The following is a 14,376-nucleotide window of genomic DNA, read 5'->3' on the forward strand; positions in this document are numbered from 1 at the left end:
TAACTAATTCTTTTTCAATGCTTTCTTTATTCTGTAAAGCATCAATTCATAATGCAATTTGGTTTCGCCGGAGCTGTTTACGAGAGCCCGGTTTATCAAATCCCTCGTTTTAAACAACATTTCCAGATAGATATGGGCCGTTGAACCGTCAAACGCTTCAAAATAGGGAATAGACGAATATCCGGCAACCTCCTCGAACTCGTCTCCGGCGGGCCGATCAAGGGTAAAACGGTTCTGCTCCTGTACCTGCATTTGGTTGACTAATTCTATCTCTAACGGGTTCAGCGAACGAAGTCCGTCGGAGAATTGCGGGGCAAAAACAGTTGCCGGAGCATCCACGCAGGAGGTGGCGATAATACTGGCTAAAAACAATTGTTCCATATCCATATCGTGTTTCGTCAACGGACGGTTCCGGATGGTATTTTTCCACACCTCGTCATAAATATCCTGAATAAACTCCTCCTGAGTATAATCTCCTCCCGATTTCTGGGCTGCAATTCCCACGTAACGGAAACGGGACATGATGCCATTGAAGATTTCATTTCTCATCTTCAAGGAGGGGAGATCGCTGATCTGCATTTGGGTCAACACCTCTTTGTTGTCGATCCAGGAGAGATCTTTCGACAAATCGAACAGGTACTTCAACACCTTTCTTTGTGTCGCTTTCGGGATAACCTTATAGCTTGGCGCCTGATCCCCCTCTTCCACGTCGAAGATCTCGATACCTCCGATATAGATCATCAAAGGGCGGATGGTCGTTGTAAACAAACCCGTCAACTCCATGTTGAACAGACGACGGGCCTCCATATCCAAATCCCCCTCTTTATACCATTCAAAAAAGTTTTTGATAGCCCCTTTCATATTGGGCAACATATAATTCATTGCCTTAATCGGGTCGTCGCCCAAATCTCCCCGGACTACCTTCGGATCGAACTTGGCCCAGGAATCCGGATTCCGTCTATAAACACAATAGGGTTTTGCCTGCATCTCTTTGATCCATTTCTCCAACACGGGCTTTTCGGCCTTTACCTCTTTTACTCCCGGTATCGGCTTATACAAATACTTAATCACCTCGTAATCGTACTCGCCCAAACGATCCTGTACCAATAAAACCCCGTTCTTCACGTCTTCCGGCTGAGCAATACGGTTACAGGGAAAATCATCCATGACGGAAGGAACGATTCCGTATTTTCTCGTGAAAGAGACCGAACGTAACGAATCCACGGGGTAGGCGGAAGAGGCGGCATAATTATCGGTCAACCCCAGGCAACGCCCGATGACCTGCATCATTTTCGCTTTAATCATCTCCCCGGTCTGTTCGTCGGACAACCGTGCTTTCCGCACGCTCGGGTCTGCCACCATGGTCTCTTCCGTGCGCGATGTATAAAAAACGGAAGCCATATTGGCATGCATATACACGGAGGCATTCAGAATCTCTCCCGTCCGGGGATCCGTATGCATGGAAGTTTGCGGGAAATACATCCACAAAGGAGAGTACCGGATGGTCGAATTCCTGATGTTATTGGCATCGAAAGAGGGATCTTTCGGAAATTCCACGGCTTGTATCACATTTTTTAAACCTATCTTTTCAAAAGCGTCATTCCAGGCTTCGGCTCCCTCTTTCACGTATTTTTTCCAGGCTTCAGGCATAAGCGTGTCGATATAAAAAACGATCGGTTTCTTCACGTCCACCAACTCTCCCCGGCTATACCTCTCCTCGTCAACCGGCTCCAGTCTCCACCGTTTCGTGAGGTAATCCTGTTTAATTCCCTCGCATACTCCGCGCAACTCCGATTGTACGACAGGACTCACCCCGATACGGGAATCGGCTAACCGAGGGCGCATGGGCTCCTCCGGCAGTATCAACAGAATTTTGTTTACCGTAACGGAAACGGGAACGTCCTTCGCTTGCAGAAAAGCACCAAAAACCAAGCGATCCACGTTAAATCCCAAGTTACAGGTTACCACGATATTGTCTTCATTCGCTTTTATTCCCAGTAATCCGGAACGGTGTTCTTGAAATTTATGTACCCGCTGTATAAAACCGAACAACGAATTGCCGGCATAACTGGAAAAAGGATTGGTAAAGCGGGAGCTCTCCATAAAGAATTTGGTCATATCCACCACGACAGCAGTACTATCGGGTGTATAAGCCTCGATCCTGTAGCTCTGGAAAATACCGGGAGTATTGGAACGTTCGATCATATCGTCGGCATTCTCTCCCATTCCCAGGTTCTTCACCTTACGGCGCAAGACCAACCGGGCTTGCAGCAGCGAATCCAATTTCGTAAAACGGAAATGGTTGCCCCGGCCGGCAAATTGACCGACAACCCCCTCCCCGTTATCGCTGATATCTTCAATAGAGGAGGTCAACATCATATCCTTATTCAACAAATTCAAAGGGAACTCCACGTACACCTTTCCATTCATCAGGTGCATCTTCATGAACCCGTCTGCCGTAACCGCCTTTTTCCCCTTAAACAGCTTGTCGTAAACCGTCAGGGTCTCCTTTTTTTCCGCCTTCTTTTCTCCTTTTTTCTTTCTGGCCCAAGCATCATGGCTTACACCTATCAATAAAAGAGAAATAAAGCCTATATACATCAATTTTTTCATCTAATTCTCGTTTTTGATTTATGATTGACAAATAACCCGTTTCAAATATTTAGATTCTAAAAGTATCGGACTATTTCTCCAACGCCTTTTCAATCTTATAAATCAACAATTTATAATGTTGTTTCGTATCTGTCGATCCCGTGCCGGCTTTACTTTTCAACAAAGCCAATGTTTTTTTCAACGTATCGAAATAGATATGATCCGTTGCGACATAGGGAGCCGTAATTCCCAGGAAAGAACCGAAGCCCATTTGTTCGGCTTTCTCTATCAACCGTTCGGAAATTTCCGGAGCCTCTGTTTTCCGGTTGGTATACATTCCCACAAACTCTTCGGACAAAATTCCGTAAGTCGCCCGGCTTTGTTCTTTCACGAACTCCGGAATGCGAATCATATTCGTTGTCAAGGCGAAAGGAGTCGCTTTCTGAACCGTAGCGATACCTGCCTTACCCATAATCGTACTCAACAAGCCGACCTGAAGATTTTTTTCCAATTGGCTCAATGTTTTACCCTGCCGGGTCGGCGCCCACACGAAATCATAAATATCCTTCATGTACTCCTCCGCCGTGTAAGGTTTATCGAACGTCTTGCTGGCACAAACCATCACGTTAGCCGTCTGTTGGATCAGGGCAAAAAACATCTCATCCTGTATATAGGAAGCGATGTTCCCCCGTAAAGGATAACCCTCCTGCATCTCCTTGGCGTCCAACCAATCCATATCCTTCAATTGGGACAACAGAAATTGAACGGCGCGTTTCTGTTTCTCCTTAGCCACCGGAGCATAACTCGGCAGAGCGTCACCGTCATACCGCTCGTTGATATAGATTCCCCCGATATTCATCAACACGTTATTCAGGTAACGGAAGTATTGATACAAGACCTCGTTGTACATATTCAAACGGTATTTATACTCCGGATCGTCTTTTCCTACCCACTCATTCAAATGAGCCAAAATGACCTTCAGGTTTTTAATACCGTAAGCACCAGCCTTCATCGCGTCGTCTCCCAAATCCTCTTCCAAAGAGCTCGGATCGATGCGCGTGCGGAATTGTTGTTTGCCGTAACGATAGATAGGATCTCCCGATTTTTCAGAAATCCATTTAGCCAAAGTCGGAACCTCGTCTTTCGGAGTCGCGGCGTCTAAAAGAGGAGTATACAGCCAGGCGATAGAAAAATAATCGTATACGCCCAATTCAGGCGGTGTCAGTTTCACTCCTCTCTCCTTATCTCCCGGCTGTGCCACGTAATTATTCCGGGCATAATCCATGATGGAGTAAGTCGTACCGTATTTCCGAGTGAACGAGGGAGAACGCAACGAATCTACCGGAACCGCGGCAGAAGCAGACATATCGTGCATCAAGGAAAGACAATGTCCCACCTCGTGAGAAACGACATAACGAATACAATCGCCGATCACATCGTCATCCAAAATCACCTTTCTCACGTCCGGATCAACAGCGGCCGTGTGCAAGAAACGCCAATCCTGCACCAACTTTATCACGTTGTGGTATACATAAACCGAAGCATTGATGATCTCTCCCGTCCTCGGGTCCGTCCAGGAAGGGCCCATAGCATTGGCAACCGGAGAAGGCGAATAGCGAATACAGGAATATTTCAAATTATCCGGATCGAAATCCGGATCATCCGTCGGAAAATCTTTGGCAACGATGGCATTCTTAAAACCGATCTTCTCGAACGTCTTTTGCCAAACCTCCACAGCCTGTTTCATGTAAGGCTTCCACATTTCAGGAAAGGCACTGTCGATATAAAAAACAATCTGTTTTTTAGGTTCCACCAATTCACCCCGACGATAGGCAGCCTCATCTTTCGGTTCCAATCTCCAGCGATTGGCATAATAAAGAGGTTTCATGCCGTTTCCCTCGTTACTGAATTCCGATCTCCCCTGCCAGAAAATATTGATGCGGGGATCGGCAATCCTCGGACGCATCGGCTCTTCCGGCAAAAGCATAAAAGTACGGGTCATCACAGCCGTGAACGGCTCCTTGTACCAGTAATAAAATTTTCTATCCCGCAAGCTAACTAAATAAGTCAAGGAGGACTGTACACTGATATTATCATCAAAAGCCTTTATTTTAGCAATTTGAGAATCTCCCTTTTTAAACTCCTTTTCAACCCAGGCACCGCCCCACGTGATAGGTGCATAAGGAGAGAAGGGATTCAGCTGACCGTTATCGCTCAACAGGAAATCGGTCATATCGATCACCACGGCCGTACTGTCGGTATTGTAAGCCTTAATCTCAAAATTTTCGATAATGGCCGGAACCGTACTGGTCGCTATCCGCTCCATCAGGTTTTTATCTTCCGAGGTATACGCGCAAACTACCTGGCGCAGGTTAATCGTAGAGTCCATCTTAGTAAACCGGACGTGCATCGGGTCATGCGGCTTTTCTCCCACGTTCGCAAAACCGTTATTGGTGATTTCCGTCACGGTAGAACCGATCAACATATCCTTTCCCAATATATTCAAGGGCAATTCGAAATAGATCTTATTATCCATCTTGTGAAGGGTTATCACCCCTCTCTCGGTCTCACACTTTTTTCCCTTGAACAATTTGTCGTAAGAAGTCTCTTTCTTCTTCTCTACTTTTTCCTCCTTGTTATCCTTTTTCTTTTTTCTGGACGCCCCGTAAACCGGCACCACAGCACTTTGGATAAGCAAAAGGCTCGCTAAAAAAATGACCGTTTTTAGTCTCATAATAACTACATTTAATGATTTTATATAAATTACAATACAAACTTTATCGCTTCATGAAATAATCCAGATCGGTCTGATAACCGGCCGAATCGTCACCCATAAGGTATTTGGCAAAGTGATGCCACAACTGGTATTCGAAAAAACGACCGGCATTACCAAACCCGTGATTACAGCCGGGAAGAACATACATATCGAAATTTTTCCGGGCTTTGATCAAGGCATCAGCCATCCGTAAAGTATGAGCCGGATGAACATTATCGTCCATATCGCCTGTCACAAGCAAAAGATGGCCTTTCAGATTTTCGGCTAATGCCTGATTGATAGGTACACTCACCGTGTATTCAAATTCTTTCTCCCGCATCATTTGTACGTCGATCATCTCGTGGGCAGGACGCAAGCGTTCCCATCCCCCGGACTTTCTTTTTTGCTTTTTCTCCGGTTCCATCCCCCGACGAGTCTCTTTCACCCCGTGATGTGTTTCCACCCATCCCGAATTATAAATCCGGTTGTCGTGATTACCGGCAGAAGAGACGGCTGCAGTGTAAAAATCCGGATAGGTACAGATGGCAGCTACCGACATAAATCCTCCTCCCGAATGGCCGTAAATTCCCACCCTCGAAGCATCGATAAAAGAATAACGATCGGCCAGTTGCTCGATAGCATATTTATCATCCGCCAAAGGGTAATCGCGCAAATTCCCGTATCCGTAGCGGTGGTAGAATTTCCCCCTCAAAGGACTTCCTCCCCGATGTCCCATAGCCACCACGATAAATCCCAGTTGTGCCAGCTCGGTATTATACCCGTCATCCAACGAGAATGTCGTATTTACATACTCGAAAAAAGGGCCCGGATAGACAGAAGAGATAATCGGGTATTTCTTGTCGGGATTGAAGTCCGCCGGTTTCCACATGATACCGTAAAGGTCGGTCATGCCATCGGCAGCTTTCACCGTAAAACGTTCCGGGGCCCGCCATCCCATCTCGTACAGACGCCGTAGATCGGGTTTGGCCAACTCCATCATGACTTTGCCTTTCCTATCCCGCAAAAGGATTTCAGGTTCATCGCTTACCGTCGCATAAATATCTACAAAATAGCGATGCGTGGGAGAGAAAAAGGCCCGATGCCGGGCGTTCTCTCCTCCTAACAATTTAACATTTCCCTTGTCGATGTGCGCCCGGTAGATCAGACTGTAATAGGGATCTACCCCTTTTTCGCGGCCGTAGCCGTAAAAATATACCTCTCTTCTCAACGTATCGACGGAAATTATCGTCCCGGCAACCCAATCGCCGGCCGTGATTACATTCTTCAACACCCCATTCCCGTCGTAATGATAATAATGGCCCCATCCGGTACGTTCCGAACGATAAAGGATATCGTCCCCATCATGAAGAAAGGTGATGTTTTTCATCTGATAATCCACGAACGGCCGATCCTCCTCGTGGATCAGCACTTTCACCTCTCCTGTCTCCGTATCGGCCACACACAGCTCCACCTGGTCCATCGTCCGTTTATACCGTTCGAAATAAATTCTATCGCCTTTCTCCGCCGCATACACCACCTGTATCTCCTGATCCTGCCATTTATCGGCTTTTACCTTCACCGCCTGACGTTTTTCCACGTCGACGATAACCAGTTCCGGCTGAGAAATTTCTTTTGCCCCGGCCATATCGTATTTGTAGCGTTTTAATACCGGACGAGACTTCGAAAGGACATCAACTAAAAACAGCTCTTCCACCCGTCGGCTGTCGTAACGCACGATATAAGCCTTTTTAGAATTTTTAAACCAACGGACTTTACTCTCCTGCTCCCCGTCTCCTGTTTGCGAACCGTCCCTGGCATAAGAAAAATAAAGCTCCCCGTCCACGGTCAACTGTATTTCCGTCGTATCTTTCCCCTTTTCCGGTATCCCTTTCATGTACAGGTTATGCTCTTTCGCATATAAAATATAACTGCTATCCGGAGCGATAACCATCCAGGAATAACGCTCTCCATCGGCCTGTTCAGGCCTGGCTATCCGTTTTAGCCTCTTTGTCTCCAAATGATACTCGCAATGAAGCGTGTCCAGCCTGAACGTGATCGTTTTTCCGTCCGGAGAGAATTTCAAACCGGAAATTTCCAGTTCCCGCGCATGGTAAGCCGCTCGGGTAATCTCACTCGCCTGTCGTGCCACATCTTCATTTTCAAACAGGAGTCGTTTTACCCCTTTTACCGGATCCACGTAATAAAAGCTTTTCCCTTCCTCCGTGGTAAAATCAAACCAGAAACGATCCGAATTATTGATATACCTCGGGTACATGTCTAAACTAAACTTGGACAAATGTCCGAAAGAAAGATTCCGAAACTTCTCTGCCAATTCGTAATTGGCCTTTTGCTGAGCCGTAGCCGTCAAAACCGTCCCCAACAGCAAAACAGAAATTAAAATAATACGCATATTTATAATTTTAAATTGTAGATTTTAAATTGTAAATTACAAATCCTCGAATCATTTAATTGTAAATTAAGAATTTCGAAATACAGAATCTTCTAATCTAAAATCGTCAATCTACAATTGTCAATTTTTATATTCTTCAATCCCGGAAAAGTAATCTCCGGAGGTATCCTTCAACAGGTATTTTGCAAAATGGAACCATAATTTCCGCTCGTAAAACAGTTCGGCATCGCCACTGAAACCGTGATCCTGTCCCGGCAAGACGATCATATCGAAATTCTTTCCGGCCTTAATCAAAGCATCTGCCATCCGTAACGTATGAGCCGGATGGACATTATCATCCATATCGCCCGTCACCAAAAGCAGTCCGCCTTTGTAGTTTTTAGCCAACTCCTGATTGGTACGTACCTGGAATTTAAAAATATGCTCTTCCCGGTCGCCGTTCACGCTATCCTTAATCGCCTTTTTCTCTTCCGTTACCCCGTTATGGGTTTCGGTAAACCATTTATTATAAATCCGATTATCGTGATTACCGGCTGCCGCCACGGCGGCCTTGTAAAAATCGGGATAGGTACAAATGGCTGCCGTCGACATAAATCCTCCCCCGGAATGACCGTATATACCGACTTTTGTCGCATCGATAAAAGGGTAACGATCGGCCAGTTGCTCGATGGCGTATTTATCGTCGGCCAAGGGGTAATCCCGCAAATTTCCGGCGCCATACGTGTTGTAATACTTTCCTCTCATAGGCGTTCCTCCCCGGTGTCCCACGGCAATTACGATAAAACCCAGCTGAGCCAATTGGGTATTCCGGTCATGAATAACAGCAAATTGAGTAGGCACGTATTCATAAAAGGGCCCGGGATAAACCGAAGAGATAATCGGATAGTGTTTGGTAGAATCAAAATCAAAAGGTTTCCACATCACCCCGTACAAATCGGTTATCCCGTCGGCCGCTTTTACTTTAAAACGTTCAGGAGCCTTCCAGCCCATCTCTTTCACCCGGGAAATATCGGCTTTACCCAAGTCTATTATTTTTTTCCCTTTTTTATTCCTCACGACGAAGTGAGGTTCCATATCCACCCGTTGATAAGTATCCACAAAATAGTTAAAGGTTTTAGACCAATCCACCATGTGCGTGGCATTGTCAAAAGTCAACTGTACCACCCGACCAGGTTTATCCAAGTCCGCTTTACACAACGTATAATAGTAAGGATCGATATGCTTATCCTTGCCTAAGGCGTAAAAATAAATCGTACGTCCCACGGTATCGATCTCCGCGATAGGCCCGGCAGTCCACCCCCCGGCCGTAACCGTATTCTTCAGGTTTCCCTCGCCGTCATACAGGTAATAATGTCCCCACCCGGTACGGTTGGAACGAAATAATATATCCTGACCGTCATTCAAAAAAGAGACGCTTGCCATCTTAAAATCCAAAAACGGTTTATCCACTTCATGAATCAATACTTTCACTTTTCCCGTCTTAGCATCGATGACGCAGATCTCTTTTTCATTGAAAGCCCGGTTGACCCGCTCAAAATAAATTTTCTCCGCTTTCTTATCGGTATACAAAACATCCACGTATTGATCGGGCCATCTATCGATGTCTATTTCCGTGATCTTCCGGGTTTCAATATCGATTATCAGAAATTGACTTTGGGAAATCTCCTTATCCCCCGGCATATCATAACGATAGGTCTTTAACTTCGGACGAGGTTTAGCCAGATGATCGATCAGGAACAGCTCCTCCACCTTACGGGCATCTTCCCGGACGGCATAAACTTTTTTCGAATCCTTCATCCACGAAGCGATCGTCTCCACCTCCGTGTCCGAATCCGCAAACTCTTTGGCAAAGGTATAATCCTTCTCCGCATCGAAAGTCAACTGAATAGCCGTGGTATCTTTTCCCTTTGCCTTATTCCCCATCACATACAAATTGTGATTCCGGGCATACAGGATATAACAGCTATCCGGTGAATACTTCATCCATGAAGCATACCCCGACCAGGGTTTTATCGTATCGATCTTCTCCACCGAAGCGGTCTTAAAGGTATAACGGTATTTCGCCTCGTCAAACTCAAACGTGAAAGACTTTTCGTCTTGGGCAAACTCTATATCCTGCAGGGAAAAATCTTTAGGATTATAGGCCTTCCGGGTCTCTTTACTGAGCTGCGCAAACAAACGTTCATGATCGAAAAGCGGTTTCTTGTCTTTTTTCGCCGGATCTACCAGGTAATACTTCTTCCCTTCTTCAGTAGTAAAACTATACCAAAAACGATCCGACTTATGAATAAACTCCGGATGAATGGCCATACTCATTTCTGAGACTCCCGTCATCGCTCTTTTATTAAATTTCTCGGCCAGTTTATAATTGGCTTTCTGCTGGGCTGTAGCACCCAAGACAAACCCCAACAGTAAACTATATATTAAAATAATACGCATCATCTAAAAATTATTTATGATTCGGTGATTGGGAGATTCAGTGATTAACACATTTTTCCCAATCACTTAATCTTTGAATCATTCAATCACTTAATTATTTAGTTTTTCCCAATAATCGGCAGAGTCATCTCCCAAAAGGTATTTGGCAAAATGAGCCCAGAGTTTATACTCGAAAAAGGCCTCGGCTGCTCCGCGGAAACCGTGTCCGTTTCCCGGAAGCACGACCATATCGAAATTCTTACCCGCCTTTATCAAAGCATCGACCATACGAAGCGTATTGGCAGGGTGTACGGTTTTATCCATATCTCCCGTAACCAACAGCAGGTGTCCTTTCAAATTTTTAGCCAGCTCCATGTTGGTCGGCACTTTACAAGTATACTCGTAAACGGTACTATCCTTTCCGTCAGCCCCTTTTACCGTTTTGACCGTCTCTTTTACTCCATGATATATCTCGGACCAACCCCGGTTAAAGATATTATTGTCATGGTTTCCGGCGGAAGAAACTGCTGCCGTGTAAAAGTCGGGATAGGTGCAGATAGCAGCCGTCGACATAAAACCGCCGCCGGAATGACCGAATATCCCCACCTTCGTCCCATCGATAAAAGAGTAACGGGCTGCCAACTGTTCAATGGCATACTTATCGTCTGCCAGCGGATAATCCCGTAAACTCCCGTAACCGTACCGGTGGTAGAATTTTCCCCGCATGGGACTGCCTCCCCGGTGCCCCATGGCAACGACTATAAATCCGAGCTGCGCTAATTTCGTATTATGGCTGTCGTTGATCGTAAAGCTCGTGTTTACGTATTCAAAAAAAGGACCGGGATAAACCGAAGAGATAATGGGATACTTTTTATTCGGGTCGAAATCGGCCGGCTTCCACATGATCCCGTATATATCGGTCAACCCGTCGGCCGCCTTTACTTTAAAACGCTCCGGGGCGATCCATCCGATCTCTTTCAACAACCGGGTATCGGGCTTAGCCAACTCCATAATTACCTTCCCCTGATTGTTTTTCAACACGATCTTAGGTTCCATATCCACCCGGGAGTAGGTATCCACGTAATACTTCCGGGAAGGGGTGAATTTTGCCGAATGCTGGGCATTCTCCCCGCTTAATAAGGTTACCCCCTCCTTATCGATATGTGCTTTATAAAGCATGTAGTAATAAGGGTCCGTTCCCTTTTCCCGGCCGTGCCCGTAAAAATAAATCGTGCGACCGACCGTATCGATAGTGGCCATTTGTCCGGCCACCCAAGAACCGGATGTGATGGTGTTCAACAACCGGCCGTTTCCGTCGTAATGGTAATAATGGGCCCACCCCGTACGCTCCGAGCGGAACAGGATGTCTTTTCCGTCATTCAGAATTACCGTATTCTGCATGTGGTAATCGCGGTAAGGCTTATCCACCTCGTGAATCAGCTCTTTTACCTCCATGGTCTCCGTGTTGGCCACGCAAATATCCACCTCGTCCCAAGTACGTTTAAAACGCTGAAAGAATATCTTATCCCCGTTTTTACCCGGCTCGATCACCTGAATGTACTGATCCGTCCATTTATCGGCCGGAACCCGTTTCGCTGTCTTTTTTTCCGCGTCCATGATCCACAATTCGTATTGACAAAGATTCTTCTCTCCCGGCATCTCGTAACGGTATCTTTCCAAGGTAGGCCGTTTCGTCAAAGAATTGATCACGAACATATCCTGCAATTTCCGGCTATCCTCCCTGACCATAAAAATATGCCGGGAATCCTTAAACCAACGGGCATTGGTTTCCGTTTCCCCCTTGGAGTCTTGTTCAGCATCCCGGGCAAAGGAATAATATTTTTCGCCGTCGGTGGTCAACCGGATCTCTGTCGTATCCATTCCCTTGTATTTGTTGCCCCGTACATACAGATTATGATCCTTAGCATACAGGATATATTTCTCATCCGGAGAAAAGACCATCCAAGAGTAGCGGGTTTGCCTATCCTCTTCCGATACCTCTTTCTCCGGCAAAGCTTTTACTTTTTTAGTCTTAAAATCAAATTCGTAATTACCGTCCATCGAAAAGGTCATTTTCGTCAGGTCTTTTGAAAACTCGATACTCGAAATCCTCAAATCTTTTTCGTTATAAGCCTTCCGGGTAATCCGGCTCACCCCTTGCGCGATATCCGAATTATTGAAAAGCAACCGCTTTTCTCCCTTCGCCGGATCGACGAAATAAAACAACCTCCCCTCTTCCGTGTAAAACTCGAACCAAAACTTATCCGTACCGTTAATAGCCTTCGGAAAAATACTCATACTATTCTTCCCGACCACACTTCCGAATGAAATGTTCCTAAACTTCTTTGCCAATTTATAATTTGCTTTCTGCTGGGCATCCCCTCCCATAAAAGCAAACACCAAGGACAGTAATAACAATAATTTTTTCATACGTTTTTTCTGATTTACTTACGATTACCCACACGAACAAATAAAAAGGAATAGACCGAAGGGAGTTTTTACTCCCCTCGACTATTTATCGAAATACTAAAACAACATATTAATATAAATAACTTGCTCCTGGTCTTGTTCCCGAACCGAATTTATATTCCAAATCCACGATCTCTCCGAATCCGTCCTTATGATAAATTTCCAATAATTCTACCGTCCCCTCTTTTTTATCATATTTCACTTCATACACATAAATTTCTCCGGACTTTAAAGCTACCGCTAAATGTGCATTATGCGTATCCCGATCATAATCCTTTACAGCAATATCCACAATTTCAGATCTATAATTCGGGGCATCAAGCATCTGCACAAAAACCGGGTCATCCTTTTCATAGGAGAATCCATATAATGTATTATTACTTGCAATCATCAATATTTTTTTCCATGGCAACACACCTAAAGCTTGATGACCATTCATAACGGAAACATCCAAAGGACCACTCTTGCTCTCCGATGCAATCATTTTCATCCCCGGTTTATAGCGATACCCATCAAATTTAAACGTATAATAATGCCAGTAATAAGCATTTCCCCTTTTCAATACGGAGAGATAACTCCCACTTTGATAAGGTTGATCTACCCAAGCATGAAAAATATACTCTCCATCGATATTTTTAAACAAAGATTCATCCGCACCCTTAATACTCCCCAATTCCATCAGACTACCCGTATAATTTCCACCGGCAACGATTGTAAAGTCGTTTCCATGAGCATCTTTAATATTACATTGATCTACAATTCCGAAAAAGGTATTATTTTCATCGATTCCGATAACAGCAATATTTCCGTAAGAAGAAGCTTTCCAATAAGGTAATAATTGCTTTATTTTTTTCCCGTTGAATATCGGCTCTTTCAAATAACGGCCGGAATGTAAATCCGAAGCAACAGACATGGTTGCTCCATAAACATAATTATCACTACCGAGTAACCATTTACCCCCCCAGGTAAGTGCGGCATTCACGGGGTCAAAGTTAGCCGGAACCCCGTCGAAAAACTCATCTCGAGCCATACCTACTAAAGTCAAGTGATTTCCTTCCAATTCCACCGGACCGCTTTCTTGTAATACCATTACCTCATCTTCAATATCACTATTATAACACTCTTCATAAATAAAATTCTCCACTAATTTTCGCGGTCCCCTACCTAAATTAGGAACAATATTTATATCTTGTCCGACATAAACCACCGTGTCCACACCCTTCTCTTTTCCAGTCTCAACATCCACTACAAACTTAGATTGCTTTTTAGACAGAATCATCGAGAGTTGCGATTCGCCCGATCCCCCTTTCGACAGTACCATCCAGCCATTTTTCCAGGGAGATACAACATCTATATCTATATCCTCACTGAAAGTAACTCCCGTCTTGTTATCGATTGCGGTCAGTACCAATCTATAATCTCCGATTGTCGTTGCTTCATGCGTATAAAACAGTTGATCACAAACTTTCGTCAGTTTCTTATCTTTCTCTATATACCAAGCATAAGTAGCGTCAGGATTCAACGTATCTATCGAGAAACGAACTTTGGGTTCCAATGTCACCGACTCTCCGGGATAAAGCGTATAACTACTTTGTACATTCTTTACGCCTACATTCTGCCAATCTTCAAAATCATTTATATCCTTATAATTATAGTTGCTCTTATCGTCCAAACAACCGATACATAAGAATACAATCCATATCCATAATAAATTATTTTTCATAACCTTGTT

The 14,376-nt window shown here is 44.9% G+C and carries 6 protein-coding genes; all 6 read right to left on the reverse strand.

Going from position 1 to position 14,376, the window contains the following annotated elements; translation table 11 throughout:
- Positions 1 to 3: 3 nt before the first annotated feature.
- The 6 genes from BN3283_RS10940 to BN3283_RS10965 all read right to left on the reverse strand — a co-directional run bounded on the left by BN3283_RS10940 (position 4) and on the right by BN3283_RS10965 (position 14,367).
- The gene (locus tag BN3283_RS10940; protein WP_059026657.1) at positions 4 to 2,613 is read right to left on the reverse strand and encodes a zinc-dependent metalloprotease; all 2,610 of its coding nucleotides are present in this window, start codon (positions 2,611 to 2,613) and stop codon (positions 4 to 6) included.
- Between the two features lie 70 nt (positions 2,614 to 2,683).
- Complete coding sequence (locus BN3283_RS10945; protein WP_059026658.1) at positions 2,684 to 5,326, reverse strand: zinc-dependent metalloprotease; 2,643 nt, start codon at positions 5,324 to 5,326, stop codon at positions 2,684 to 2,686.
- A 43-nt stretch (positions 5,327 to 5,369) separates the two neighbouring features.
- Positions 5,370 to 7,757: a S9 family peptidase gene (locus BN3283_RS10950; RefSeq protein ID WP_059026659.1), complete on the reverse strand. Its 2,388-nt coding sequence runs from the start codon at positions 7,755 to 7,757 to the stop codon at positions 5,370 to 5,372.
- 120 nt (positions 7,758 to 7,877) lie between these two features.
- The gene (locus tag BN3283_RS10955; RefSeq protein WP_082667135.1) at positions 7,878 to 10,196 is read right to left on the reverse strand and encodes a S9 family peptidase; all 2,319 of its coding nucleotides are present in this window, start codon (positions 10,194 to 10,196) and stop codon (positions 7,878 to 7,880) included.
- Between the two features lie 90 nt (positions 10,197 to 10,286).
- Positions 10,287 to 12,605: a S9 family peptidase gene (locus BN3283_RS10960; protein ID WP_059026661.1), complete on the reverse strand. Its 2,319-nt coding sequence runs from the start codon at positions 12,603 to 12,605 to the stop codon at positions 10,287 to 10,289.
- 109 nt (positions 12,606 to 12,714) lie between these two features.
- Positions 12,715 to 14,367 (reverse strand): PKD-like family lipoprotein, encoded by a 1,653-nt coding sequence (locus tag BN3283_RS10965; RefSeq protein ID WP_059026662.1) that lies wholly within the window; start codon positions 14,365 to 14,367, stop codon positions 12,715 to 12,717.
- Positions 14,368 to 14,376 lie beyond the last annotated feature (9 nt).

Origin of the sequence: Gabonibacter massiliensis, assembly GCA_001487125.1 — a bacterium.
Classification (GTDB): domain Bacteria; phylum Bacteroidota; class Bacteroidia; order Bacteroidales; family Marinifilaceae; genus Gabonibacter; species Gabonibacter massiliensis.

Coding starts and splice junctions, on each gene's coding strand:
- BN3283_RS10940 (WP_059026657.1), bottom strand. CDS start 2,613: ATGAAAAAATTGATGTATATAGGCTTTATTTCTCTTTTATTGATAGGT.
- BN3283_RS10945 (WP_059026658.1), bottom strand. CDS start 5,326: ATGAGACTAAAAACGGTCATTTTTTTAGCGAGCCTTTTGCTTATCCAA.
- BN3283_RS10950 (WP_059026659.1), bottom strand. CDS start 7,757: ATGCGTATTATTTTAATTTCTGTTTTGCTGTTGGGGACGGTTTTGACG.
- BN3283_RS10955 (WP_082667135.1), bottom strand. CDS start 10,196: ATGCGTATTATTTTAATATATAGTTTACTGTTGGGGTTTGTCTTGGGT.
- BN3283_RS10965 (WP_059026662.1), bottom strand. CDS start 14,367: ATGAAAAATAATTTATTATGGATATGGATTGTATTCTTATGTATCGGT.
- BN3283_RS10960 (WP_059026661.1), bottom strand. CDS start 12,605: ATGAAAAAATTATTGTTATTACTGTCCTTGGTGTTTGCTTTTATGGGA.